This window comes from Allobosea sp. LC85, assembly GCF_000735605.1.
Taxonomy (GTDB): Bacteria; Pseudomonadota; Alphaproteobacteria; order Rhizobiales; family Beijerinckiaceae; genus Allobosea.
The window spans coordinates 1-25,070 of the sequence record NZ_JPKG01000053.1 but is presented as its reverse complement, the minus strand read 5'-3'; the positions used below and the strand labels follow the sequence as shown (position 1 = coordinate 25,070).

Sequence of the window (25,070 nt, the reverse complement as noted above, 5' to 3'; positions counted from 1 at the left end):
CAACATCCGCGCCAATACGCGCAATGACCTTCACGAAACCGGCCGTCCCGTTACCGCCTCGCGGCGAGCGCGCCGGATTGCCCGCTCCGCCCGCCGGGTCGCGACCTTCCGCGAAGTCTCGTGGCCCATCCGGATCGGCTCGCCCCATGCGAGTTCGACATCGATCGCACCGGCATTGAGCATGGCTTTAAGATGGGGTGCGAGTTCCGTATCGCCATACCAAGCCAGCGACGAACGCTCGACGCGTCCGCCCGCCATCCCGTGAAAGCCGGTATAGGTGATCGAAAGCGGATAGACGGTGATGTCGCCGTTGTTGTCGTTGTGGCCGAGCGCTTCGTGAACAGCGCCGAGCAAGGAGGAGCGTAGCGGCAGCGTTCTCGTGCCGTCGCCCGTGGTGCCTTCGGCAAAGAGCACGACAGCCTGCCCGTCGGATATTCGCTTTCCCATCTCTGCGGTGATGCCGGCAGTCGCGGTCCTGCGCGTGCGGTCGATGAACAGCGTACGCTGCACCGAGGCCAGGAAACCAATCACGGGCCAGGTCGCAACTTCGGCCTTGGCAACAAAGGAAAGCGGTTGCGCGGCGCCGATCACCGGAATGTCGAGCCAGGAGACATGGTTCGCGACGATCAGTCCGCCTGCGCCCTCGGGCGGCGGGGTACCGCGGACACGACGTCGGACGCCGAGGCAGGTGCAGGCCAGCCGATGAAACCACAGCGGCAGGGTCCAGCCATGTCGTGGCCCAAGGCGCAATGCGACGAGCTGCGCAGGAACAAGCGCGGCGGTGCCGAGACCAAGCAGGACGAGCCGCAGGATCGCGCCGGGGCGTAGACCATTCATGCGGGGCGTGGCTCCCGTCGCGCGGATCGCGAAAGAGTGAAGGACAGAAATCCGGTGCGCTTCATGGACTAGGTGGCTGTCACTGTCACGCGAGATCGAGTCGCATGGTGACAGCGGTGGCGCGCGTGCCGTCGGCCTTGGGATAGTAGCCCTTGCGCCGCCCAACCTCGCGAAAGCCGAAATGCCGGTAGAGCCGGTCGGCAGCAGCGTTGCCGTCCTCGACCTCGAGATAGACATGGGCGATGCCCATGCCGGCAAGTTGGCTGAGATGGGCCGAAAGCAATGCGCGACCCAGGCCGCTGCCGCGCTGCCGGGGCGAGACGACGATGCTCAGGATCTCGGCCTCGTCCACCGCCCGCCGCGACATCACGAAGCCGGCGGGATTGGGCTCATTGCCGGCGAACACGCCGTCGGCGACGACGGCGCCATCCACCAGAAGCCCCGCGCATTCACCGGGCTCCCAACCACGGGCAAAGCCGCCGAGATGATGAAGTGCCGCAACATGGCGGGCATGACGCACATCGAGGCGCGCTGTCCGCGCCGGCGCAGCGTGAGGGTGCAGAAGTTTACGCAGCCAATCCATGCCGCTTGATCGCATGTTCCCGGGAGCCGGCAAAAGGTCGAAACGGATGCCGTCAGCGCCGCGGCAAGCGGGCGCGATCCTGCGGTGTCGTCTCCGGCTCCTTGAGATAGAGCGGGCGCGGCGGCGCGGCGGCAGGATCGGCGAGAAGCCCGAGTCGGGCGATCCAGGTCACATCCGGAGCCTTGGCATCGTCGATGACCAGCGCGTCGAGCCCGATCGCCCAGGCCTCATTCGCAACGGCGAGCGCGGAGGAGCCGACGAGACTCACCGGGCCGGCACCGATCGCGCGCGCAGCGTCCCGATAATTGACCTGCCGTATCGAAACGAGCTGCTTGCCCTGTGAGCTCAGCGCCTGGAACCAGACCTGGCCATGCTTGGCGTCGAGCGCGGCGGCGATGACTCGGCCCGACTCCTTTCCGATGAGTGGCGCGGCGGTTGCCGCCAGCGTCGTGACGCCAACGGCGGGAATCCCCGCGGCCAGCGCGATGGCGCGAGCGGCGCTGATACCGACGCGAAGGCCGGTGTAACTGCCAGGCCCAATGGTGACGGCAACGCGGTCAAGCGAGGAGAACCCGCCTTCGACGGCGTTCATCACCCGCTCGATCAGCGGCATCAATGCCTCGGCATGACCACGATCCATCGCAACCTGTTCGCGTGCGAGGGGCGTGGTTTCGCCCATGTCGAGGACGCAGGCGGAGCACGCGCCAAGCGCGGTGTCGATGGCGAGAATGCGCATCAGGTCACGATCCCGAGGAATGCAAAACGGCGTTCGGACAAGATCATGCCCAGGCGAATGATGTCAGACGGCCTCGACTTCGCGCACATCCGGAAGGAAGTGGCGCAGCAGATTCTGGATGCCGTGCTTCAGCGTTGCGGTCGAGGACGGGCAGCCCGAGCACGAACCCTTCATCGCAAGATAGACGACGCCGTCCTTGAACCCGCGGAAGGTGATGTCTCCGCCGTCGCCGGCAACCGCCGGACGGATGCGCGTCTCCAGCAGGTCCTTGATCGTCTCGACCGTCGCGGCGTCCTCCGGCGCGAAGAATTCGCCTTCATCCGTGACATCGGCCTTCGAACCGTCCGAGAGGACCGGCGCGCCCGACATGAAGTGCTCCATGATCGCGCCGAGGATCGCGGGCTTGAGATGCGGCCATTCGCCGCCCGACTTGGTAACCGTGATGAAATCGGAACCGAGGAAGACGCCGGAGACGCCGGAGACGGCGAAGAGGCGCGAGGCCAGCGGCGAGCGGTCGGCCTGCTCGGCGTCGCGCAAATCCAAGGTGCCGTCCGGCATGACGGTGCGTCCGGGCAGGAATTTCAATGTCGCCGGATTCGGCGTGGCTTCAGTCTGGATGAACATGGTGGCCTCCGGTGCCAGCGGGTCAAGGCCGCCGTTCCTGAGCCCGATATAGGCGCGTTGCTGGAATCATTCCAGCGCCAACCCAGCCTTGCGGCTCAGGCCAGCGCATCGATCTCTTCATCCTCGAGATGGCCGGGCACGATTGCAACCGGGATCGGGAAGGTGCCGGCCGATTTGCCGGCAAGCGCGCTGACCAGCGGGCCGGGACCATCGCGGCCGGTGCCGGCGGCGAGCACCAGCAGCGAGATGTCCTCGTCGGCCTCGATCAGCTTGACGAGTTCGTCCGACTTCACGCCGGTGCGGACAACCTTCTCGGGCTCGAGCCCGGCGAGCGCGCGCACGGTCGCCGCAGCGTCGTCCAGCAGCTTTTCGGCTTCCGCTTCAGCCTCGGCCTGCATCACCTCGCCGACACCCAGCCAGGTCTCGTGCTCTGGCGGGGTGATGACGCCGAGCAGCACGATCGAGGCGCCGATGCGCGCGCAACGCCGCGCGGCGAAGCGCACGGCCTTGGCGCATTCTTCGCTATCGTCGACCACTGCGAGGAATTTCGGGCGATGGCCCGTTTCATAGGACCGCCGTCGCGTCACCATTGATTCAAACCTGCCGCCGCTTCCGGAGAGACCATGGTGGCCTGCGCCGCAACGTCAGCGCAAGCCCAGGCACGTCACCGGGCGCGGACGAAGCCGACCACGTCCTTGACGTCGCGCATGATCGGGGCGGCAATCTCTGCTGCCCGCTCGGCGCCTTGCCCGAGAATACCGTCGATATGCGAGGGCTCAGCGAGCAGACGGCGCATCTCGCCGGCGATCGGCGCGAGCTTGGCCACGGCGAGATCGACAAGCGCGGTCTTGAAGGCAGAGAACTGTCCCCCGCCAAACTGTCCGAGCACCTGCGCCCTGCTTTCGCCGCTCAGGCCGGCATAGATGCCGACGAGATTCTCGGCCTCGGGCCGGCCTTCAAGCCCCTTCTCCTCGGACGGCAAAGCCTCGGGATCCGTCTTCGCCTTGCGCACCTTCTGCGCGATGGTCTCGGCGTCGTCGGTCAGGTTGATTCGGGAATAGTCGGATGCGTCCGATTTGGACATCTTCTTGGTGCCGTCGCGCAGGCTCATCACGCGCGGGGCCGGGCCCTGGATCATCGGCTCGGGCAGCGGGAAGAAGCCGAGCTCGCCCGTGCCGACGCTGCGAGCTGCGATCTGCTCGGCGAAGTCATTGTTGAATTTCTGCGCGATATCGCGCGCCAGCTCGAGATGCTGCTTCTGGTCCTCGCCGACCGGCACATGCGTTGCCTTGTAGAGCAGGATGTCGGCTGCCATCAGATTCGGATAGGCGTAGAGCCCGACCGAGGCGTTCTCGCGGTCCTTGCCGGCCTTCTCCTTGAACTGGGTCATGCGATTGAGCCAGCCGAGGCGGGCAACGCAGTTGAACACCCAGGCGAGCTCGGCGTGCTGAGCGACCTGGCTCTGGTTGAAGATGATGCTCTTCTTCGGGTCGACGCCGGCGGCGAGATAGGCCGCCGTGACCTCGCGGATGGCGCGCGTCAGCTCGGCAGGGTCCTGCCAGACAGTGATGGCGTGCATGTCGACGACGCAATAGACGCAGTCATAGCTCTCCTGCATCGCGACCCAGTTCGTGAGCGCGCCGAGATAATTGCCGAGGTGAAGCGTCGAGGTCGGCTGCATGCCGGAAAAGACGCGCTGGGAAAATTCGGCCATCAGGCGCTCCATGGTCGCGAGCGGGTATCAGGAACGCGGCGTTCTGGCGGAAGCGCGGGCAAGGCGCAAGTGCGGCAGGTCGAAAGCGCCGAAGAGGGCCCCAGTAAGGCCATAGGCCGCAAGGCCGCCGAAACAGAGCGCGACCAGCGCGGTGATGCGCAACAGCATGGGCTCGCCTGGGGCGAGCGAGGCCGTCAGCGCCGGCAGAAGCTGGAGGAGCGCGCCCAGCATGATGGCGCTGGCGCCCATTATGGCGATGATCGGCCGCAGGCTTGCAAGGCTCGGCTGCCACAGGCCTTGGCGTCGCAGATCGAGCGACAGCAGAACCGCCTGGGCAACAAAGGCAAGGCTTGCTGCGAGCGCAGCGACGGTCGCAGCATCCTGGCCGCGCGCGGCGCCATAGCCGGAACAAGCGGCCACCAGGACGGCAGCTATCCCGGCAAGCAGCGGGATACGTGGCATGCGCCGGACGAAATAGACCTGACCGAAGACCTTTGCCATCACCGCGAACGGAAGACCGAGGGCAAAGGCTGCCAGTGCCGCCGCCGTGCGCGCCCGATCCTCGGCGCCGAAACGGCCATGCTCGAACAGCACCGATACGATCGGCTCGGCCAGCGTGGCCAACGCGACTGCCGCAGGGACGGCAAGCGCGAGCCCGAGCGCCAGCGCGCGACCGAGCATGGCATCGTCCTGCGCGTTCTCACGGCTCGCCGCCATTTCGGAGAGCACGACGGTGCCCATCGCGACTCCGACGAAGCCAAGCGGCAGCTGGAAGATGCGGTCGGCGTAATAGAGCGCCGCGACCGCTCCGCCTTCTGTCGAGGCGATCTGCATCGCGACGAGCAGGACAAGCTGCGCACTCGATGCCGCCAGCAGGGTCGCACCGCCGGTGCGCACGAGGCGGCTCATGTCAGGCGACCAGCGCAGGCTGAGGCGCGGCAGCCCGATCTTGCGCAATCGGAGCAGGATCAGGCCGAGATGGGTGAACCCGGTCAGGCTGACGAATATCGCGAGCAGGCTCGCACTCGCCATGGCTTCCGCGCCTCGCGAGAGCTGGATCAGCAGCACGCCGAGCAGGACGGCGTTCATCAATGCTGGCGCGAGAGCCGCCGTCGTGAACCGGCGCTCGGCATTGAGCAGCGCCGCCAGCAACGCCGCGAGCGTCGTCAGCAGCAGGAAGGGCAGCATCAGCCGGGTATACTGGGTGGCCAGCGCAAGCGTTTCGGGCTCGTTCGCAAAGCCACTGACCAGCCCCAGCACCAGCCAGGGCGTGAAAATCTCGCCGAATGCGATCAGGACCAGCAGCAGCAGGCCGAGATGCGCCGTAGCCTCTCCGGCGAAGCGACGTGCCGCCGCTTCGCCGCGCGAACCCTTGATGTCGAGATAGAGCGGTACGAAGGGTGCGTTCAGCCCGCCTTCGCCGAGCACGCGCCGGACCAGATTGGGCAGGCGCAGGGCTGCCAGGAAGGCATCAGCGACCGGGCCGGCACCGAGCAGTCGCGCGATCAGCACATCTCGGGCGAAGCCGAGCAGGCGCGACAGCATTGTGGCAGCGCCGACCACTGCCGAATCACGCGCAAGGCGCGACCCGGACGGACTTGGCTCCGCCGGCGGCTGCATCATAGGATGAACCGGCTCAGATCCGCATTCTTGGCGAGATCGCCGATCCGGGCTTCGACGTAAGGCGCGTCGATCGTCACGGACTCGCCCGAGCGGTCCGTGGCCGTGAAGGAGATCTCGTCCAGAATCCGCTCGATCACGGTCTGGAGCCGGCGCGCGCCGATATTCTCGACCGTGGAGTTCACCGCCACGGCGATGCGGGCAATGGCGTCGATCGCGTCCAGGGTGAAGTCGACCGTGACCTCCTCCGTCGCCATCAGCGCGACCGTCTGCTTGATCAGGCTCGCCTCGGTCTCGGTCAGGATGCGCTTGAAATCCTCGACATCGAGCGGCTGCAATTCGACGCGGATCGGCAGGCGCCCCTGCAACTCGGGCAGCAGGTCGGACGGGCGCGAAACATGGAAGGCGCCCGATGCGATGAACAGGATGTGGTCGCTCTTCACCGGCCCGTGCTTGGTTGCAACCGTGGTGCCCTCGATCAGCGGCAGCAGGTCGCGCTGCACGCCTTCCCGCGAGACATCGGCGCCGGCCCGGCCCTCACGGGCGCAGATCTTGTCGATCTCGTCGAGGAAGACGATGCCGTTGTTCTCGACCTCGCGGATGGCATCCTGGACGATCGCGTCCTGGTCGATCAGCTTGTCGCTCTCGTCGGCGATCAGCGGACCATAGGCATCCTTGACGAGGACGCGCCGCGGCTTGCCCTTCTGGCCGAAAGCCTTGCCGAACATGTCGCCGAGCGAGATCGCGCCGATCGAGGCGCCGGGCATGCCGGGCAGTTCGAACATCGGGGTCGAGCTGGCGCCAGAGGCGATCTCGACCTCGATTTCCTTCTCGTCGAGTTCGTTCGCACGCAGCTTGCGACGGAAGGAATCGCGGGTCGCCTGGCTTGCCGTCGACCCCACCAGCGCGTCGAGCACGCGCTCCTCGGCGGCAAGATGCGCCTTGGCCTGGACATCCTTGCGCCGCGCTTCGCGGACCAGGCTGATGCCGATCTCGACGAGATCGCGAATGATCGATTCGACGTCGCGGCCGACATAGCCGACCTCCGTGAACTTGGTCGCCTCGACCTTGAGGAAGGGCGCATTGGCGAGGCGCGCCAGCCGGCGCGCGATCTCGGTCTTGCCGCAGCCGGTCGGTCCGATCATCAGAATGTTCTTGGGCGCAACCTCTTCGCGCAGCGGCCCCTCGAGCTGCTGACGGCGCCAGCGGTTGCGCAGTGCGATGGCGACGGCGCGCTTGGCGTCCTTCTGGCCGACGATGAAGCGGTCGAGCTCGGAAACGATCTCGCGGGGGGAAAAAGAGGTCATGGATACTTCCGATTGGGCGTCAGCGGACATCAGGCGATGTCGAGGCTCTCGATGACGAGGCTGTGGTTGGTGTAGACGCAGATGTCTCCGGCGATCTTCATCGATTTGCGCACGATCGACTCGGCATCCGGCTCGACATCGACCAGCGCGCGCGCCGCAGCCAGAGCGAAATTGCCGCCGGAGCCGATGGCCATCACCGAGCCGTGCTCGCTCGCTTCCGGCTCCAATACGTCGCCCGTGCCGGAGATCAACAGGCTGACGTCCTTGTCGGCGACCAGCAGCATCGCCTCCAGCCGGCGCAGATAGCGGTCGGTGCGCCAGTCCTTGGCAAGCTCGACGCAGGCGCGCAGCAATTGCGTCGGGTACTGCTCGAGTTTGGTCTCCAGCCGTTCGAACAGGGTGAAGGCATCGGCGGTCGCGCCCGCGAAGCCGGCGATCACCGCGCCCTTGGCGAGACGGCGCACCTTCTTGGCGTTGCCCTTCATGATCGTCTGGCCGAGCGAGACCTGTCCGTCGCCGCCGATCACGACCCGCCCGCCCTTGCGGACCATCAGGATTGTGGTGGCGTGCATCACGGGGGCCTTGTTGTCGTTATCCATCAAAACGTCTTCCGGTGTTTCTGTCCGTCCGCCAGATGTAGGGCTTTTCGGGCGCTGCACAATCGGCCGGGTGGCGTGAGCGTCAACGCGCTGCTAGAGCATGTTCTCGTCGCAAAAGTGGGATGCACTTTTGCGACGAGAACATGCTCTAGCAGCCACTTTGGCGCGAATTCTTGTCGCTCGACTGATTTCAGTCGAGCGGAAGGCGCGCTAAAGCACCGGCCAGCAAGGTCACAAGGGCTTTTCAAATGCGTTCGGGCGAAGTGAAGCGCCGCACCAATGAAACCGATATCTCGGTCAAGCTCTCGCTCGACGGCACGGGCAAGGCCGAGATCGCGACAGGCGTCGGCTTCTTCGACCATATGCTCGATCTCTTTGCCCGCCATTCGCTGATCGATCTTGCGGTCACGGTGAAAGGCGACACCCATATCGATGATCACCACACGGTTGAGGATGCGGGCATCGCACTTGGCGAGGCGCTGAAACAGGCGCTCGGCGACAAGAAGGGCATCCGCCGCTATGCCGACGTGCATCTGCCGATGGATGAGACGCTGACCCGCGTCGCCGTCGATGTCTCCGGTCGGCCGTTCCTGGTATTCCGCACGAGCTTCAAGGCCGAGAAGATCGGCACGTTCGATACCGAGCTGGTGCGCGAGTTCTTCCAGGCCTTTGCGATCAATGCGGGCCTGACCCTGCATGTCGAGACACTCTACGGCGACAACGCGCATCATATCGCCGAGAGCTGCTTCAAGGGGTTGGCGCGGGCGCTGCGCCACGCACTCGAGGTCGATCCGCGGGAAGGCGGCCGGGTGCCGTCCACCAAGGGCGCGCTATAAGGGGCCCTGACATGGCGTTCTATACGGTCCTGATCCCGCCGCCCGGCTCCGGCAGCGAGCGCGACGATATCGAGCAGGCGCGACTCCTGCCCGAGACCTTCGCTTGGGCAGCCCTCTTCTTCACTGGCTTCTGGCTGCTGGCGAAGCGGCTCTGGCTGGCGACGCTCGTCTTCGCGCTGGTCTGGACCGCCGTGTTCTACGCGCAGCGTGATCTCGGGCTCGCCAGCAGCGCGGCGCTGTTGGCACAATTCGCCATCGGGCTCTTCCTCGGGCTCGAAGGTCAGAACCTGATCGCGCGCAAGCTGCTGCGGAAAGGCTGGCGGCTTGCCGATGTAATCGAGGCCCCTGATCTCGCCAGCGCCGAACGGCGCTATTTCGAGCGGGCTCTCGAAAGCCGGCCCGCGCCGACTCCACGCGAAGCCGTGCCGGTTCCTCCGCGTTTCCAGTCTTCAAGCGCAGTTCCGGTGATCGGACTCTTTCCTGAGGCGCAAGGCCGATGACCCAATCCGTCGCCATCATCGATTACGGATCCGGCAATCTGCACTCGGCCGCCAAGGCGTTTGAGCGCGCGGCAGCCGAAGCCGGCATCGCCTCCACCATTCGCGTCACCAGTGATCCCGCGATCGTGCGAGCGGCCGATCGCATCGTGCTGCCGGGCGTCGGCGCCTTCGCCGATTGTCGTCGCGGGCTCGATGCCGTCACCGGCATGGTCGAGGTTCTCGAGGACGTCGTCCGCGACAAGCAGCGCCCTTTTCTCGGCATCTGCGTCGGCATGCAGCTCCTCGCAAGCCGTGGGCTCGAATACACGGTGACGAACGGCCTCGGCTGGATTCCGGGTGATGTCGCCCTGATTCGGCCGACCGACGAGAGTCTCAAGATCCCGCATATGGGCTGGAACAATCTCCATGCGCAGGACGAGCATCCGTTGCTGGCTGGCATCGAAACAGGCCCAGGCGGTCTCCACGCCTATTTCGTCCATTCCTATGCGTTGACGCCGGAGCGCGCCGAGGACGTGCTGGCGCTGACCGAGTATGGCGGGCCCGTCACCGCCATGGTGGCGCGCGGCAACATTGCCGGCACGCAGTTCCACCCCGAGAAGAGCCAGAAGCTCGGATTGAAGCTGATTACCAATTTCCTCGGATGGAAACCGTGATTCTGTTCCCCGCCATCGATCTCAAGGACGGTCGCTGCGTCCGCCTGAAGCAGGGCGACATGGCCCAGGCGACCGTCTTCAATGACGATCCGGCCGCGCAAGCCGCGGAATTCGAAACGCAGGGCTTCCACTGGCTCCACGTCGTCGATCTCGACGGCGCCTTTGCGGGCAAGCCGATGAATGCCGCAGCTGTCGAGGCCATCCTCGGCCGGGTCGCGTTTCCGGTGCAGCTCGGCGGCGGCATTCGCGACATCGCGACTGTCGAGGGCTGGCTCACCAAGGGCGTGCGCCGCGTCATCATCGGCACGGCCGCAGTGCGCGATCCCGCTTTCGTGCGCGAGGCGGCGAAGGCCTTTCCGGGCCAGGTCGCCGTCGGCATCGATGCGCGCGACGGTTTCGTCGCGGTCGAAGGCTGGGCCGAAACCTCTTCGCTCTCCGCCGTGGATCTCGGCCGCCGCTTCGAGGACGCAGGTGTCGCTGCGATCATCTATACCGACATCGCGCGCGACGGCATGCTCCAGGGCATCAACTGGGACGGCACGATCGCGCTCGCCGGGGCGCTGACCATTCCGGTGATCGCGTCGGGCGGGCTCGCCTCGATGGCCGATATCGAGCGCCTCTGTGCGCCGGACGCCGCCATCCTGGAAGGCGCGATCACCGGACGCGCCCTCTATGACGGGCGCATCGACCCCGCCGCCGCGCTGGCGCGGATCGCCCGTTCGGCAGGCGAAGCGGCCGCCTAGCAGGTCAAACCAGGCTCACCTTGCCGGTCGCCAGATCGTAGATGCCGCCGACGACGAGAAGCTTCTTCTCGGCGACGCGCTGCAACAGGACCGGCGCGGCATTCTTGAGCTTTTCGACATTGAGCTTGACGTTGGCGATGGTGGCGGCCTTCAGCAGATCAGCCGCCTCCTCCTTTTGCGCCGCGAGCACGGCAGGCCGGATCGCGTCGATCAGCGAAGGCAGATGCCCCGGCAATTGCGTGTTGTTCTTGACCACATTGATGGTGGATGAGACGGCACCGCAATTGGTGTGGCCGAGCACCATGATGAGCTGGGAACCGAGCACCAGGGAGCCATATTCGAGGCTCGCCAGCCCATCCTCATTGACGAAATTTCCGGCGACGCGGACCACGAAGAGCTCGCCGGCGCCCTGGTCGAAGGCGAGCTCCGGGGCGAGACGTGAATCGGCGCAGCTCACGATCGAGGCGAAAGGATATTGGGAACCGACGCGCGCCGCGCGCCCGGCCGAGAAGTCGCGTTCGTTCGGCTGATTGGCGGCATAGCGGGCATTGCCTTCGACCAGGCGCTTGAGCGCGTCCTCGCCGCTCACCGATTGCGGGGCGGCTGTTCCCTGGGCGCTCGCCGGCAATGCGCCCTGCGCGGCTAGGTAGCTCGCGAGCGCAAAGCCGCCGCCGGCTTTCAGAAAGGCCCTCCGCGAGCGGAAGGAAACCGAGGCATTCAGGCAGGTCTCACACATCGTCATCCTCCGGATGCGGGGCCGTCCCGCGCGGAGCATGATATGGAAGAAGCGGCAGGTGCAGAGTCCAAACTCTGCAGCGATCGGGCCAGGGTTGCCCGATCGTTAAGGGGTTGCTTCAGATTGATGCGCAGGGCCAGGGCGCATGGGCTGGGGCTGTCGCCGCGTTTCCTCGCGGAGACCCAGGCCTGGTTTCTTCTGTTCTGGGGGCTGGCCGAAGTGGCGGCGAACTGGTGAGGCGTGGTGAGGTGTCGGTATCGCCTTTGCCAAGGACTTCGCCGGCTCGATATCGATACCCTCGTAGCCGTCGCCTTTCGCCAGTGTGGAGGGCTTGTAGTCGCCGGTCGTGCAGATCTGCAGGCTGCCGCGGCTCTGGATCGTATCGAGTTGGCTCGCCGGAGCTTGCGCCAGGGTTGCGGCGGTCAAGCCTGGCGCGGCCGCGGCGCTCAACGCTGCAAGCTTCAAGCCTCTGAATGTCGGTGCATTGTCATGGAAAACCCCTCGTTGACGTTTATCTTGCGCAGCACAGCAGGAATCGGTGCGCCGATCAATCTTTCGCACGCGGCGAAGTTTGCGTGTCGTGCCGGGGCGGCGCTATATGCCGTCGACTGTCTTGCTTTCCGATTTCGTCCTGGCCAGCCCCCTGCCGATGACCTTAAAAACCCGCATCATCCCCTGCCTCGACGTCAAGGACGGCCGTGTCGTCAAGGGCGTGAAATTCGTCGATCTCGTCGATGCCGGCGATCCGGTCGAGGCCGCCAAGGCCTATGACGCGGCCGGCGCGGACGAGCTCTGCTTCCTAGACATCACTGCGAGCCATGAGGATCGCGGCATCCTGTTTGATGTGGTGACGCGCACCGCAGAGGCCTGCTTCATGCCGCTCACCGTCGGTGGCGGTGTCCGGACGATCGACGACATCCGCAAGCTGCTCTTGGCCGGGGCCGACAAGGTCGCGATCATGACGGCGGCCGTACAACGGCGTGCCTTCGTCAAGGAGGCGGCGGAAAAGTTCGGCGATCAATGCATCGTCGTCGCCATCGACGCCAAGAAGGTCGCGCCGGAACGCTGGGAGATCTTCACCCATGGCGGCCGCAATGCGACCGGGATCGATGCAGTCGCCTATGCCCGCGAGGTGGTCTCGCTCGGCGCTGGCGAACTGCTGCTGACATCGATGGACCGCGACGGCACCGGGGCAGGCTTCGATCTCGACCTGACAAGCCGGATTGCCGATGCGGTTTCCGTGCCCGTCATCGCGTCCGGCGGTGTCGGCACCCTCGACCATCTCGTCGACGGCGTGCGGGAGGGCCATGCCAGTGCCGTGCTGGCGGCCTCGATCTTCCATTTCGGTACTTTCACCATTCCCCAGGCCAAGGCCCATATGGCGGCGGCAGGGCTGGCGATGCGGCTGGATTGAGCGATGAGCGGCTTTACTCTTTCCGATCTCGAAAGGATCGTCGCGGAACGCGGAAAGGCCTCGCCCGAAGAGTCCTGGACTGCCAAGCTCCTGGCTGCCGGGCCGGAACGCGCGGCCAAGAAGCTCGGCGAAGAGGCTGTCGAAACCGTGATTGCAGCCGTGCAAGGCGACAAGCAGGCTCTGATCGCCGAAAGTGCCGATTTGCTTTATCATCTCTTGGTCGTGCTTTCATCACGCGATGTTGCATTGCAAGATGTGTTGAGCCAGCTTGAGGCCCGTACCGCCCGGTCCGGTCTGGCTGAGAAGGCGGCGAGGAAACCCTGAGGCATGGTGCCGAAGGCCAGACCCGGCTTTCGAAGGGCAGCATGTTCAGAGTCCAGTCGAGGATGTCCGAGCCTTGAATCTCGAAGTCTGGAATGCGGATCGCGGCAGCATGGACCAACGTCTGATCCCGGCCGCGGCCGATCCCGATCTGGTTTCGCCCTATCGGACCTTCACCCGGGACGAATGGGCACATTTGCGCGCCGATACGCCGCTGACACTCTCGGTCGACGATCTGACCAAGCTGCAATCGATCAATGACCCGATCTCGCTGGACGAGATCGTCGCGATCTACCTGCCGCTGTCGCGGTTGCTGTCGCTTTATGTCGCCGCCACGCAGGGCCTGTTCAAGGCGACACAGCGCTTTCTGCTGGCGGAAGCCGAGGTCAAGGTGCCTTATATCATCGGCGTCGCCGGCTCGGTCGCGGTCGGCAAGTCGACCACGGCGCGCGTATTGAAGGCGCTGCTCTCGCGCTGGCCGAACACGCCCAAGGTCGAGCTCGTCACCACCGACGGCTTCCTGCTGCCCAATGCCGAGCTCGAGCGGCGCGGGTTGATGCAACGCAAGGGTTTTCCTGAGAGCTACGACAGCTCCGCCATCCTGCGCTTCCTCTCGGATGTGAAGGCGGGCAGGCCAGCGGTCTCGGCGCCGGTCTATTCACACCTTGTCTACGACGTTGTTCCGGGTGAGCAGGTCACGGTCGAGCGGCCGGACATCCTGATCCTCGAAGGCCTCAACGTCCTGCAGCCGAGCCGGATGCCGAAGGATGGCAAGGTCATCCCCTTCGTCTCCGATTATTTCGATTTCTCGGTCTACCTCGACGCGCATGAGGACGACCTGCACCGCTGGTACGTCAACCGCTTCATGACGCTGCGCCAGACCGCATTCCGCGATCCACGCTCCTTCTTCCGCAAATATGCCGAGATCGGCGAGGAGGAGGCCTTATCGATCGCCGAAGGCCTGTGGACCGGGATCAACATGCCGAACCTGCAGGAGAACATCCTGCCGACGCGCCAGCGCGCCAGCCTGATCCTGACCAAGGGCGCGAGCCATCGCATCCAGCAGGTCGCGCTGCGCCGCCTCTGAGAAACCGGTATGGAGGCTTTGTCCGCGCTCGCGGCCATGGCGGGCGCCGCCTTCGTCGCGGCCTCGATCCTGCCGGCGCAGTCGGAGGCCGTCTTTGTCGGCCTGCTCGCGGCAGGGAGCGCCGAGCCGCTGTCGCTGTTCCTGGTCGCGAGCCTCGCGAACACCGCGGGCTCGGTTCTCAACTGGTGGATCGGCCGGCTGATCACGCAAGGCGGGCTGGAGAGATTGCCGGCCAGGCTTCGCCCGGACCCTGCGAAGCTCGGCCGCGCCCAGGCCTGGTTCGGTCGCTTTGGCTGGCCGTCCTTGCTTCTCGCCTGGCTGCCGATTGTCGGCGACCCGCTGACCGTCGTCGCCGGAACCATGAATTATCCGCTCGGCCGCTTTGCGCTGCTCGTGTTCATCGGCAAGGCGGCTCGCTACGCTGCGCTCTGGGGGGGCTGGGTAGCTGCGTCATAGCGTTGGGCTTAGGCAAGGCGAGTACTGGTCTTCTGCGAGAAACCTGCTTCAACTTTTTGGCTTTGGATATTTGCGTATGCGGATGTCTCGGGCTACCAGCAAGCCCCTTACTTCAGGAGATCTGATCATGAGCATCCAGCGCATTGGTATCGGCCCCCGCATGTCCAAGGCCGTCGTGCATGGCAACACCGTCTATCTCGCCGGTCAGGTCGCCGATAAGGCTGCCGGCAAGAGCGTTGCCGAGCAGACTGCCGACATTCTCGGCATCATCGACGGCCTTCTGGCCGAAGCCGGCACCGACAAGACCAAGCTGCTGATGGTCAATATCTGGCTCTCCGACATGTCGACCTTCGCCGAGATGAACAGCGTCTGGGACAAGTGGGTCGTCGCCGGCCAGACCCCGGGCCGCGCCACCGTCGAGGCCAAGCTCGCCGCGCCGCAGTTCACGGTCGAGATCGCGGTCATCGCCGCGAAGTGAGGCGCCAGAGCTGATCCGGAACGGGAGGATGCCATCAGCGGGTCAGAGGAGATCGCGCCGCTTCTAGTGCGCGTCACCGTGCGCTACGGCCTGCCGCCAGTGGCGTTGCCGGCCATGGTCGCCGATTGGCTGCGCCGACCCGGCGCAGCGCTTCCCGAGGAAGCGCTGCTTGGCCGCAAGGCGCAGGATTTCCTCGCAGTGGCAGGTCGACTCGGCGATCCACTTGGCGACGAGGCAACCCGACACCTGCGAAGCGAGGCGGCGGCAGCGCTTGCCGCCGGCCGCTTCGTCGATGCGGACAAGGCCCTGGCGCAGGCCGAGCTCCGTGGGATGGGCGGCTCGACCGACCTCTCGGCGCTGACGGTCGCCCAGCGGCTCACGGCCGGCGGGAACCGCGCCGACCGGGCGGCGATCAGCTTTCTGCGCATGACGCAGGAGGCCTATCGCGAGGCCGCTGCCCGCTATGGCGAAGCTTCTGCGCTCATCGGTCTGGCCGATCTCGATCGCAGTCGGGACCTGGCTCTCGCCCAGGCGAAGGCGCTGGCGCGGATCAGCGAGGATTTCGGAGGGCGGGACGGCTATGACGCGGCCACTGGCTTGCTGCGCCGTTTGCTCGAGGGGTTCGACAGCCTCGAGGATCCGGTCGCCTTTGCCAGTGCTCAGGACGCATTCGCCGCCGTGCTTGAAGGCCTCGCGGAGCTGTCCGGCGATGGCAAACTTCGCGTCGAGGCGCTCGGCAGTTGCCGGGCGGCGTTGGAGGACCTCCGCCGGGATGAGGCGCCGGCCCTCTGGCATGGATTGAAGGTCCGCTTTGGCCGACTTGCCTCGATGCTCGGCGAGGCCAGCGCGGACGATGATCTGCTGGAAGAAGCGGTTGCAGCGTTTGCCGATGTCCTTGCTCGCTGGGATCGAAGTCGCGACGAGGCGCGTTGGCTCGAGGCCGAGCACATGATCTCTCGTGCGCGCGCCGATCTCGGTTCGCGCCGGAAGGACCTCGCCCTGCTCGAGCGGGCTTTCAACGGCTTCAACAGGGTTGCCAAGACCGTCGACAGGGCGCGGGAGCCTTTGCGCTGGGCAGAGTTGCAGCATCAGATGGGTGGGGTGCTTGCGGCCATGGGCGAACGCTATAGCGAGCCCGTCGTGCTCGAAGAGGCCATCGCCTTGTTCTCCGCCGCGCTTGAGGAGCGCCGGCGCGAGACAGTTCCCTCGCTTTGGGCGGCAACCACGGCCAATCACGGACAGGCTGCGCTGCAGCTTGCCGAACGCCGCCGTGACCGGGGCCTGGCCGAGCAGGCCCTCGCTCAGATCCTGTCCGCGATCGAAGCCTTGCGGGCCGGTGGACTCGCCGCGAGTGCCAAGCGCCTCGAGGCGCCGCTAATCAAGGCCGGCAGGCTGGTCGAGGCACTGCGGAAAGCCTAAGAGCGGGGTTTCCGCAGCTCAGGCCGCTTTCCTCCAGGCCGCGAGTCGCTCCAGTGCCGCATCGAGCGTCGCGTCATGTTTGGCAAAGCAGAAGCGCACCACGGTCTTGACTGCGCCCTCCGCATAGAAGGCGCTGACCGGGATCGCAGCGACGCCGTTCTCGGTGACCAGTCGCTGACAGAACGCGATGTCGTCGGTCTCGCCGAGCGGGGTGATGTCGACATTGAGGAAATAGGTGCCGACGCTCGGCAGCACGTTGAAGCCGAGACCCTGCAACCCGCTGGCGAAGCGATCGCGCGAGCGCTGGAAATCGGCGCGCATCCCGTCGAAATAAGAATCATCCTTGCCGAGCCCATAGGCGACCGCGACCTGCAGGTTCGGCGGCGTGGTAAACGTGATGTATTGATGCGCCTTGGCGAGCACGCGCATCAGATTGGGCGCCGCCATCACCATTCCGACCTTCCAGCCAGTCAGCGAGAAGATCTTCCCGGCCGACGAAATCTTCACCGTGCGTTCGCGCATGCCTGGCCGCGCCATCAGCGGTACGTGCCTGCGGCCGTCGAAGACGACATGCTCCCAGACCTCGTCGCAGATCGCGACGGCGTCATGCCGGATGCAGAAATCGGCGAGCAGATCGAGATCGGCGGCGCTGAAGATCGTCGCGGTCGGATTCAGCGGGTTGTTGAACAGCACGACCCGGGTCTTTGGCGAAAAAGCCTTGGCCAACGCCTCCTCGCTCAGGCCGAAGGCCGGTGGAGTCAGGGTCACGAATTTCGGGATGCCGCCCGCCCGGCGCACCAGCGGCACATAGGCGTCGTACATCGGCTCGAACAGCACGACCTCGTCGCCGGGCGTGATCAGTGCCATCAGGGCACCAGCGATCGCCTCGGTTGCTCCAGAGGTGACCATCACTTCGCTGTCGGGATCGAGATCGAGGTCCTGCCAGCGCTTGTAATGCGTGGCGCAGGCCTGACGCAGCTCCGGCAGGCCCATCATCGGAGGGTACTGATTCCAGCCGTTCACCACCGCTTCGGCGGCCCTTCGCCGCACATCCTCGGGCCCCGGATCGTCGGGAAAGCCTTGGCCGAGATTCACGGCGCCGGTCTCGCGCGCGAGCCGCGACATCACTTCGAAGACGCTGGTCTGAAGGGCGGAGAAGATCGGGTTCATCGCAATCTTGTCGGGTTTGGGTGCGAGAGAGCTTGGCCCTCTAACATGTCCCGCGGTCGCGTGCACCGGCCCACCACGGCTTCACTGCTCCTGACAGAATATGGAATGATGAATGTTGACATTCATCAGAGGTCAGTGCTTATATCCGCCTCGCCGGTTCACGACGGGCGCCCGCGGTTTCTTCGCCCCTTTGGAGTTGCGGGATATTGGCGTGAACCGGTGACCCTCCCTCCCCATCGCCCGCTGCTTGCCCGCGCGCTGAGCGCCGCCTAAGCAAGCGCCATGGCTGCGTCCAAACAGACCCCCGCCCTGATGGTTCTCGGCACCGGCTCGAATGTCGGGAAGTCGCTGCTCGTCGCTGGATTATGTCGGCTCTTTGCTGATCGTGGCCTCAAGGTGCGGCCATTCAAGCCACAGAACATGTCGAACAATGCCGCAGCGACCGCTTCTGGCGAGATCGGCCGCGCCCAGGCGCTTCAGGCCCGCGCCGCTCGCGTGCAGCCGCATGTCGACATGAACCCGGTGCTTCTCAAGCCGGAGAGCGACACGGGCAGCCAGATCGTGCTGCAGGGCCGTGTCGCAGGCCACCTCGCTTCCGGCGATTTTGCGAGGCGCGGCGATTTCCTCCCGAAAGTGCTGGAGAGTTTTGAGCGGCTCAGTGCCGGGGCCGATCTCGTCCTCGTCGAGGGAGCCGGTTCGCCGGCCGAGACCAATTTGCGTGCGCGAGACATCGCCAATCTCGGCTTTGCGCGCACTGCCGGCGTTCCGGCGCTGCTGATCGGCGACATTGATCGCGGGGGTGTCGTCGCCAGTCTTGTCGGTACTCATGCCGTGCTCGATGCGGCTGATCGCGACATGATTCGAGCCTTTGCCATCAACCGCTTTCGCGGCGATGCCGCGCTCTTCAAGGACGGCATCACCACGATTTCGCAGGCGACGGGCTGGCCCTGCCTCGGTGTCGTGCCCTGGTTCGCCGAGGCAGGGCGTCTGCCGGCTGAGGATGGGCTCGATCTGAAATCCGGCGCGTGCAAGGCCGGAGCCGTGCTCAAGATTGTTGTGCCGGTGCTGCCGGGAATCGCCAATTTCGACGATCTCGACCCGCTGAAACTGGAGGCTGCCGTCGAGCTCGTCATGGTGACCCGTGGCACGCCGTTGCCGGGCGACGCCGATCTCGTCGTCCTGCCGGGCTCCAAGACGACGCTCCGTGATCTCGCGGCCCTGCGCGCGGAGGGCTGGGATATCGATCTCGCCGCCCATCGTCGACGCGGAGGCCATGTCATCGGCCTCTGCGGTGGCTACCAGATGCTTGGGCGTACCGTGCGGGATCCTCATGGTCTGGAGGGACCGGCAGGCGAGGCTCCAGGCCTTGGCATGCTCGAGGTCGAGACTGTTCTGGAGCCCGGCAAGACCGTGCGTGAGGTCGATTTCATCCATGCGCCCAGCGCATCGTCAGGTCGTGCCTATGAGATTCATCTCGGCCGCACTGACGGGCCCGACACGCAGCGCGCGCCCTTCCGGGTCGGTGAGCGGCGGGAGGGAGCAGCCTCGTCCGACGGGCGCGTGATGGGGACCTACCTGCATGGCGCCTTTGCCTCCGATGCCGTCCGTACCGCCTTTCTTGCCAGTCTCGCGGGCAGAATGCTGTCTTCCACCCTGAATTACGAGGATGAGGTCGAGGTGGCGCTCGACCGTCTGGCCGAGCATCTGGGTCGGCATCTCGACATCGACGCGATCTGGTCCCTCGCGCAGGAGCGGGCGCAGTCCGCCTGACGGGGCTGCACGGACTCAAGCGCGGCTTGGCCTGCGACACTTTCACCGCACCCAGGGCCACCCGGCCATGGCGGATTGACAAACAGGTCAGTTTTACCCTCTACCGGTCGGAGATGTCAGGAAGATCTGGCTAAAGTCTTTATTCGTCATGGAGTTGACGAATGATGAAATTCATCATAATGAACAATTCCCACCCGAAATCGCCGAGCAACTGAACGAGTAACCGAGTTGAGTCATCTTGAGCGGGATACGAGGCAGTGCATCGTCGATACGGCGGAGCGCTTCTTTCGTGACATCGGCTACCAGAAGACCACGGTGGCGGACATCGCCAAGGCACTGCGGATGAGTCCGGCCAATGTCTATCGGTTCTTCGACTCCAAGAAATCCATCAATGAGGCTGTCGCCGAGCGCTATATGGGCGAGATGGAGGCGGCCGTTACGGCGATCGCGCGGGAAAAGCGTTCCGCTGCAGAGCGGCTTCGGGATATCCTGATCACGAACAACCGCATCAACTCTCTGCGCTATCTCGACCACCACAAGGTGCACGAGATGGTTGCCGCTGCGATGGAGGAGAGCTGGGAGGTCGTCCAGGCTCATATCGGGCGCTATGACGGCATCTTGCGTGGCGTCGTGGCGGAAGGCATCGCCACGGGCGAATTCCGGCCGATGGACCCGCAGCTCGCCACCGCCTGCGTACGCTTTGCGATGACGCCCTTCTGCCATCCGATGCTGATCTCGCAATGCCTGACCTTGCCGGGGCCGAGCATCGAGGAAATGGTCGATTTCATTCTCGCCGGCCTCGGCTACTCGCGCGCCAAAGTCTCGCACGTGGAAGCCTGATCTGGCGCGCAGCGCGCTCCGTGGCTGCCGTCTCGCGTTGACAAGGCAGCACGGGAGCGGGATACCCCGCCGGCCATGGCCCTGATCATCAAACAGAACATCAAGAAGCTCGCCGTCATCGTCCATGACCTCCTGGTCACGGCGCTGGCGATCGTCTCTGTTTTCGTGGTGCGGTTCGAGGGTCCGCAGCTCAATGAGCATCTGCGCTATCTGCCGAGCTTCCTGCCGTTTTTCGTCGTCTATGCCGGCGCGGTCTACTGGTTTTTCTCGCTTTATCGCTCGAAATGGCGCTTCGCCTCGCTTCCGGACCTGTCGAACATCGTCAAGGCAGTGAGCGTCCTGTCGCTGTCGCTGTTGGTGATTGACTATATCCTGCTGTCGCCGAGCCTCTACGGCGCCTTCTATTTCGGCAAGATCACCATCGCACTCTATTGGCTTGTGCAGAACGCGCTGCTCGGCGGACCGCGCCTCGCCTATCGCTACTTCAAATATTCCCGTTCCAAGCAGCATGCAGTGCGCGACGCAGCGCTGCCTGCGCTGTTGCTCGGTCGTGGCGTCGAGGTCGAGATGGTCATTCGCGCCATGGAAGCCGGGACCATGCGCAAACTGAAGCCTGCTGGCATTCTGTCACCGCGCGCCGACGATCTCGGCCAGTCGATCCGGGGCGTTCCCGTGCTTGGTCTGCTGTCTCAGATCGAGACTGTGGCTGGCGACGCGGCCGAGCGCGGTGAGCCATTCCGCCGAATCGTCGCCACCTCGAGCGCATTGGCGCCGGAAGCGGAGCCGGACAAATGGCTCGCCCGGACGCGCAGGCTCGCCTTGCCGATCTCGCGGCTCGATTCCTTCGGTGAAGGCGGCGGCGAGACCGAGCTAGCGCCACTGGAGATCGAGGATTTGCTCGTCCGCCCTTCGGTCAGGATCGAACACGACCGGCTGGGTTCATTCCTGAAAGGCAAGCGCGTCATCGTCACCGGTGGTGGTGGCTCGATCGGCTCGGAGATCTGCCTGCGCTGCGCGACCTTCGGTGCTTCGGAGTTGCTGGTTGTCGAGAGCTCGGAGCCGGCGCTGTTCCAGATCACCGAGGAACTCGCGGCTCATCGGCTGGAGACGAAAATCTCGGGAGCGCTTGCCGATGTGCGCGACCGCGCCCGGATCACGCCGCTCTTCACCGCCTTTGCCCCTGACATCGTTATCCACGCCGCGGCGCTGAAGCATGTGCCTTATCTCGAGGCCGACTGGGCGGAGGGCATCAAGACCAATGTCTTCGGCTCGATGCATGTCATCGATGCCGCGATCGCGGCTGATGCCAAGATCTTCGTGATGATCTCGACCGACAAGGCGATCGAGCCCGTCTCGATGCTGGGAGCGACCAAGCGTTTCGCCGAGATGTATGCCCAGTCGCGCGATGCCGAGTTCGTCGCGGCAGCGTCCGGCATGCGGCTTGTTGCCGTGCGCTTCGGCAATGTGCTGGGCTCGGTCGGCTCGGTGGTTCCGAAGTTCAAGGCGCAGATCAAGCGCGGCGGCCCGTTGACCGTGACCAGCCCGGAGATGATCCGCTACTTCATGACGATTCGCGAAGCCTGCGATCTCGTCCTGACCGCAGCGTCGCATGCTCGCGCCGCAGGACCCGAGACCGAGCGCGCAGCCGTTTATGTACTCAAGATGGGCCAGCCGGTCAGGATCATGGATCTGGCCGAGCGCATGATTCGTCTCGCGGGCTACGAGCCCGGCGTCGATATCGAAATCGCGATCACCGGTGCGCGGCCCGGCGAGCGCCTGAACGAGATTCTCTTCGCGCATGACGAGCCGATGGCCGAGACCGGACTTGACGGTGTCATGGCGGCGAAGCCGAGCTTCGCGGGGCGCGCCCGCATGCAGGGCTGGTTCTCGCGCCTGGAAGCCGCCATCAAGGCCGAAGATCGCCTTGCGGCCGAGGCGGTGCTGGAGGAGGCGATCCCGGATTTCAAGCTGCGTCAGCAGCCGCAGCCAGTTGCGCCAGTGCCGGAAGCGTTGCTGCCGGTGGCCGCCAACCAGCCCTGATCAGCCCCTCGGGGCGCGCAATGAGCCCGCCGCAGAGCTTGGCGAAGGCCTGTTCCCTCCCGGCCAGCCGCGCCGCCTGCTTCAGGAGGGCCGCCGGTACGGGCAGGAGGCCAGGCTTGCGCCCGAGGCCGGAGCGCATCGCTGCGATCATCTCGGCCACGCTGACCGCCTCGGGGTCGGCAACCGTATAGCTACGCCGTGCCGGGCAAGCGGATGTCAGCGCAAAGAGAATCGCATCGACAAGGTTCTCGATGGCGAGCAGGGAGCGCGGAGCATCGAGACCGCCGAGGGGCAAGGGTATCGGCAAACGCGCCAGTTTCAGGAGCGACGCCATATTCGCTTTGACGCCGGGCCCATAGACCAGAACCGGCCTCAACGAGATCCAGTCGAGGCCGAGCGCGGCGAGCCCTTGCTCCGCCGCCAGCTTGGAGCGGCCATAGGCATCGCCCGGTGCTGGCGGGTCGCTCTCGCTAAAAGTGCCGTCAAAGGCTCCGGTGAGAGCTTTGATGGAGGAGACATAGACAAAACGCCCAGCGCCTGCTCCCTGAGCGGCTTCCGCCAATGCGAGTGTCGCCTCGGTGTTGATGCGGCGGTAGAGCGATTCGTCGAGACCCGACCCGGCATGGGCGAGGCCGGCGAGATGGACGACATGGCGGACGCCAGTGACAGCTGGGCGCCACTCCACCGGCCCGGAAAGATCGCCGATCACCACGCGCTCGATGCCCTCATCCACGGGACTCTCGCGCCGCTGGGCTACCCGGACGCTGTATCCCTTCGCGCGAAGGCCGGCGACGACATGCGGGCCGATGAAGCCGCTCGCTCCGGTAACGAGGACGCGCCCGCTCACGCCCCGCCCCGCTTGCTGGCGAAGCGGCGCAGCAGAAACCCGGTCAGCACCGCTGCAAGTGCAAGACAGATGAGCTGCTGCCAAAGCGCGGGAAAGGCGATGCTGAGCGCCGCAAGCGCGATCAGGGCAAGGTTGAGCAGCGCGATCTGCATCACGATCTCACGAACGCTGAAGCCATTGCCGGTGGCCTGCTGGTAGAAATGGCTGCGATGCGCCTCCCAGACCTTCTCGCCGCGCGCCAGCCGCCTGAACAACGTGATCGTCGAATCCGCGACATGATAGAGCGGCAGGATCAGAGCGGCCGCCAGCGCGCCGGTTCCGGCCAGCCGGTAAAGCAGATAGGCGCTGAGCAACCCGAGCGGCAGCGAGCCGACATCGCCGAGAAAGAGCCGCGCCACTGGCTTGTTGAATGGTGCGAAGCCGATGAGCCCGCCGAACAATGCGGCGGCGAGCAGGCCGCTGGCAGGATCAAACGTCCCGCTGGTGCCCGCCAGGGCAAGCGCACCCGCCAGCGGCGCGATGCCGGCAACGGTGATCCAGTCGATGCCGTCCATGAAATTGGTGAGATTGACGAACCAGAGTCCGGCGATCAGCGCGAGACCGCGCTCGAGCGCGAGCGGCATCAATTCCGGGAACAGCCTGAGCTCGGGTGCGGCGCAGAACAGCACGATCCCGACGCAAAGCGCCTGCAGGACGAGCCGCGTCGCGGCTGGAAGCGGGCGGATGTCATCCCAGGCTCCGACGGCGGCCAGCGCTGTTGCCGCCGCCATGACCCAGACCAGATCGGCGCGCGCCGCTGTCGGAAGGGGCAGGACCAGCAAAGCCAGGATCAGCGCGAGAAAGGTTCCGGCGAGAACCGCGATGCCGCCGCCCTGTGGGGTCGGTTGCGTATGGCTGGAACGGGCATTCGGCCGCGCCAGCGCATAGCGGATCAACAACGGCCGCAACAGCACGCAGAGTGCCGCCGAAGCAGCGGCGGCCGGAATGATGATCAGCAGGAGAGTAAGATGGGAGTTCAAAGCGCCGGGACCATAGCGGGACGGCGCAGGCCTGCAAGAGTCTTCTATTAGCATGAGGCAGTCTTCAACTAGCGTTGAGGCAGTCTTCGACTTGCATTGATGCGCACAAAGGGTGAACATGCGGTATGCCGCCTACCGATTCCGTGCTGAACCCGCCGCCAGCCCGCCCCGACATCACCCGTGCCGTCTGCCGCGGCGCGACCAGGCATTTGCGTGAGCGCGGCTATGCCATCGTCAAGGAGATGACCTTCGCCAATGGTCGGCGCGGCGATATCGTCGCCTTGTCGCCGACCGGCGAACTCCTGGTCATCGAGGTCAAGTCGGGCATCGAGGACTATCGCGTCGATGGCAAATGGCCGGATTATCGCGACTATTGCGATGGTTTCCTCTTCGCGGTCGCGCCGGAATTCCCACGCCAAATCCTGCCCGACGATGTCGGGCTAATCATTGCCGATAGCTATGGTGGGGAGCTCCTGCGCGATGCGCCGCGCCATCCGCTCGTGGCTGCGCGACGCAAGGCGCTCACGATCGCCTTCGCAAGACTCTCGGCCCAGCGCCTCGCATTGATTGAGGACCCGCCGCTTTAGAGCGTCGGACCTAAAATCGGAATCGGGCGATTCCCTTTTTGCAGCGTTTGTGATTCACCGTTTGCGGAGGTGGATCATGGGTCTGAGCTATTCGAAGGATCTTCGCGAGCGGGTTGTCGGCTTTGTCGAGGCCG

27 protein-coding genes are annotated in these 25,070 nt (G+C 65.2%); 14 read left to right on the top strand and 13 right to left on the bottom strand.

What is annotated here, in order from left to right; genetic code table 11:
- Window positions 1–30: 30 nt before the first annotated feature.
- The 9 genes from FG93_RS23170 to hslV all read right to left on the bottom strand — a co-directional run bounded on the left by FG93_RS23170 (window position 31) and on the right by hslV (window position 8,023).
- Complete coding sequence (locus tag FG93_RS23170) at window positions 31–837, bottom strand: 1-acyl-sn-glycerol-3-phosphate acyltransferase (RefSeq protein WP_043239074.1); 807 nt, start codon at window positions 835–837, stop codon at window positions 31–33.
- An 85-nt stretch (window positions 838–922) separates the two neighbouring features.
- Window positions 923–1,420, bottom strand: a complete 498-nt coding sequence (locus tag FG93_RS23165; RefSeq protein WP_043239071.1) for a GNAT family N-acetyltransferase — start codon at window positions 1,418–1,420, stop codon at window positions 923–925.
- A 52-nt stretch (window positions 1,421–1,472) separates the two neighbouring features.
- A complete protein-coding gene (gene tsaB / locus FG93_RS23160; RefSeq protein ID WP_043239068.1) occupies window positions 1,473–2,156 on the bottom strand; it encodes a tRNA (adenosine(37)-N6)-threonylcarbamoyltransferase complex dimerization subunit type 1 TsaB in 684 nt (227 codons plus the stop codon).
- A gap of 63 nt (window positions 2,157–2,219) precedes the next feature.
- On the bottom strand, window positions 2,220–2,780 hold the full coding sequence (locus FG93_RS23155) for a NifU family protein (RefSeq protein WP_043239066.1): 561 nt from the start codon (window positions 2,778–2,780) through the stop codon (window positions 2,220–2,222).
- Between the two features lie 95 nt (window positions 2,781–2,875).
- Window positions 2,876–3,370 (bottom strand): universal stress protein, encoded by a 495-nt coding sequence (locus FG93_RS23150; RefSeq protein ID WP_043239063.1) that lies wholly within the window; start codon window positions 3,368–3,370, stop codon window positions 2,876–2,878.
- Window positions 3,371–3,444: 74 nt separating this feature from the next.
- Window positions 3,445–4,494: a tryptophan--tRNA ligase gene (gene trpS / locus FG93_RS23145; RefSeq protein ID WP_043239171.1), complete on the bottom strand. Its 1,050-nt coding sequence runs from the start codon at window positions 4,492–4,494 to the stop codon at window positions 3,445–3,447.
- Window positions 4,495–4,521: 27 nt separating this feature from the next.
- Window positions 4,522–6,114, bottom strand: coding sequence for a murein biosynthesis integral membrane protein MurJ (gene murJ / locus FG93_RS23140; RefSeq protein ID WP_280114156.1), 1,593 nt, complete (start codon window positions 6,112–6,114; stop codon window positions 4,522–4,524).
- Complete coding sequence (hslU, locus tag FG93_RS23135; RefSeq protein ID WP_043239061.1) at window positions 6,114–7,421, bottom strand: ATP-dependent protease ATPase subunit HslU; 1,308 nt, start codon at window positions 7,419–7,421, stop codon at window positions 6,114–6,116. The genes murJ and hslU overlap by 1 nt, the downstream gene beginning before the upstream one ends.
- A gap of 29 nt (window positions 7,422–7,450) precedes the next feature.
- Window positions 7,451–8,023: an ATP-dependent protease subunit HslV gene (gene hslV / locus FG93_RS23130; RefSeq protein WP_244448706.1), complete on the bottom strand. Its 573-nt coding sequence runs from the start codon at window positions 8,021–8,023 to the stop codon at window positions 7,451–7,453.
- A gap of 245 nt (window positions 8,024–8,268) precedes the next feature.
- On the opposite strand from hslV, the gene hisB reads away from it, so the two are divergent.
- Genes hisB through hisA form a run of 4 tightly spaced genes read left to right on the top strand, consistent with a single transcriptional unit; the run spans window position 8,269 to window position 10,752 of the window.
- Window positions 8,269–8,856, top strand: a complete 588-nt coding sequence (gene hisB, locus FG93_RS23125) for an imidazoleglycerol-phosphate dehydratase HisB (RefSeq protein ID WP_043239056.1) — start codon at window positions 8,269–8,271, stop codon at window positions 8,854–8,856.
- A gap of 11 nt (window positions 8,857–8,867) precedes the next feature.
- Window positions 8,868–9,356 (top strand): DUF2628 domain-containing protein, encoded by a 489-nt coding sequence (locus tag FG93_RS23120; protein WP_052514088.1) that lies wholly within the window; start codon window positions 8,868–8,870, stop codon window positions 9,354–9,356.
- On the top strand, window positions 9,353–10,009 hold the full coding sequence (gene hisH / locus FG93_RS23115; RefSeq protein ID WP_043239052.1) for an imidazole glycerol phosphate synthase subunit HisH: 657 nt from the start codon (window positions 9,353–9,355) through the stop codon (window positions 10,007–10,009). Before FG93_RS23120 ends, hisH begins: the two co-directional genes overlap by 4 nt.
- Window positions 9,997–10,752: a 1-(5-phosphoribosyl)-5-[(5-phosphoribosylamino)methylideneamino]imidazole-4-carboxamide isomerase gene (hisA, locus tag FG93_RS23110; RefSeq protein ID WP_081881771.1), complete on the top strand. Its 756-nt coding sequence runs from the start codon at window positions 9,997–9,999 to the stop codon at window positions 10,750–10,752. The genes hisH and hisA overlap by 13 nt, the downstream gene beginning before the upstream one ends.
- Window positions 10,753–10,756: 4 nt before the next feature.
- Here hisA and FG93_RS23105 read toward each other — a convergent pair whose 3' ends face one another.
- The gene (locus FG93_RS23105; protein ID WP_052514087.1) at window positions 10,757–11,488 is read right to left on the bottom strand and encodes a carbonic anhydrase; all 732 of its coding nucleotides are present in this window, start codon (window positions 11,486–11,488) and stop codon (window positions 10,757–10,759) included.
- Between the two features lie 649 nt (window positions 11,489–12,137).
- Here FG93_RS23105 and hisF point away from each other — a divergent pair.
- The 6 genes from hisF to FG93_RS23075 all read left to right on the top strand — a co-directional run bounded on the left by hisF (window position 12,138) and on the right by FG93_RS23075 (window position 16,663).
- Entirely contained in the window at window positions 12,138–12,902 is a 765-nt protein-coding gene (gene hisF / locus FG93_RS23100; protein WP_043239160.1) for an imidazole glycerol phosphate synthase subunit HisF, read from the top strand.
- A 3-nt stretch (window positions 12,903–12,905) separates the two neighbouring features.
- Window positions 12,906–13,226: a phosphoribosyl-ATP diphosphatase gene (locus FG93_RS23095; RefSeq protein WP_043239050.1), complete on the top strand. Its 321-nt coding sequence runs from the start codon at window positions 12,906–12,908 to the stop codon at window positions 13,224–13,226.
- A gap of 109 nt (window positions 13,227–13,335) precedes the next feature.
- Window positions 13,336–14,310, top strand: a complete 975-nt coding sequence (gene coaA / locus FG93_RS23090) for a type I pantothenate kinase (RefSeq protein ID WP_043239157.1) — start codon at window positions 13,336–13,338, stop codon at window positions 14,308–14,310.
- A gap of 9 nt (window positions 14,311–14,319) precedes the next feature.
- Window positions 14,320–14,766: a YqaA family protein gene (locus FG93_RS23085; RefSeq protein ID WP_043239048.1), complete on the top strand. Its 447-nt coding sequence runs from the start codon at window positions 14,320–14,322 to the stop codon at window positions 14,764–14,766.
- Window positions 14,767–14,893: 127 nt separating this feature from the next.
- Entirely contained in the window at window positions 14,894–15,244 is a 351-nt protein-coding gene (locus FG93_RS23080) for a RidA family protein (protein ID WP_043239046.1), read from the top strand.
- 66 nt (window positions 15,245–15,310) lie between these two features.
- A complete protein-coding gene (locus FG93_RS23075) occupies window positions 15,311–16,663 on the top strand; it encodes a hypothetical protein (protein WP_043239044.1) in 1,353 nt (450 codons plus the stop codon).
- A gap of 18 nt (window positions 16,664–16,681) precedes the next feature.
- On the opposite strand, the gene FG93_RS23070 is transcribed toward FG93_RS23075, so the two are convergent.
- Window positions 16,682–17,833, bottom strand: coding sequence for an aminotransferase (locus FG93_RS23070; RefSeq protein ID WP_043239042.1), 1,152 nt, complete (start codon window positions 17,831–17,833; stop codon window positions 16,682–16,684).
- 282 nt (window positions 17,834–18,115) lie between these two features.
- On the opposite strand from FG93_RS23070, the gene FG93_RS23065 reads away from it, so the two are divergent.
- From FG93_RS23065 to FG93_RS23055, 3 genes are all read left to right on the top strand, one after another.
- Window positions 18,116–19,603, top strand: a complete 1,488-nt coding sequence (locus tag FG93_RS23065; RefSeq protein WP_043239040.1) for a cobyric acid synthase — start codon at window positions 18,116–18,118, stop codon at window positions 19,601–19,603.
- A 228-nt stretch (window positions 19,604–19,831) separates the two neighbouring features.
- Window positions 19,832–20,443 (top strand): TetR/AcrR family transcriptional regulator, encoded by a 612-nt coding sequence (locus FG93_RS23060; RefSeq protein ID WP_043239037.1) that lies wholly within the window; start codon window positions 19,832–19,834, stop codon window positions 20,441–20,443.
- Between the two features lie 75 nt (window positions 20,444–20,518).
- Window positions 20,519–22,483, top strand: coding sequence for an SDR family NAD(P)-dependent oxidoreductase (locus FG93_RS23055; RefSeq protein WP_244448705.1), 1,965 nt, complete (start codon window positions 20,519–20,521; stop codon window positions 22,481–22,483).
- Here FG93_RS23055 and FG93_RS23050 read toward each other — a convergent pair.
- Together FG93_RS23050 and FG93_RS23045 are read right to left on the bottom strand one after the other, a co-directional pair.
- Complete coding sequence (locus tag FG93_RS23050) at window positions 22,407–23,330, bottom strand: NAD-dependent epimerase/dehydratase family protein (RefSeq protein WP_043239034.1); 924 nt, start codon at window positions 23,328–23,330, stop codon at window positions 22,407–22,409. The genes FG93_RS23055 and FG93_RS23050 overlap by 77 nt on opposite strands.
- The gene (locus FG93_RS23045) at window positions 23,327–24,349 is read right to left on the bottom strand and encodes a glycosyl transferase (protein WP_043239031.1); all 1,023 of its coding nucleotides are present in this window, start codon (window positions 24,347–24,349) and stop codon (window positions 23,327–23,329) included. Before FG93_RS23045 ends, FG93_RS23050 begins: the two co-directional genes overlap by 4 nt.
- Window positions 24,350–24,474: 125 nt before the next feature.
- Between FG93_RS23045 and FG93_RS23040 the strand changes: the two genes are divergently transcribed.
- A complete protein-coding gene (locus FG93_RS23040; protein WP_043239028.1) occupies window positions 24,475–24,936 on the top strand; it encodes an MmcB family DNA repair protein in 462 nt (153 codons plus the stop codon).
- Window positions 24,937–25,070 lie beyond the last annotated feature (134 nt).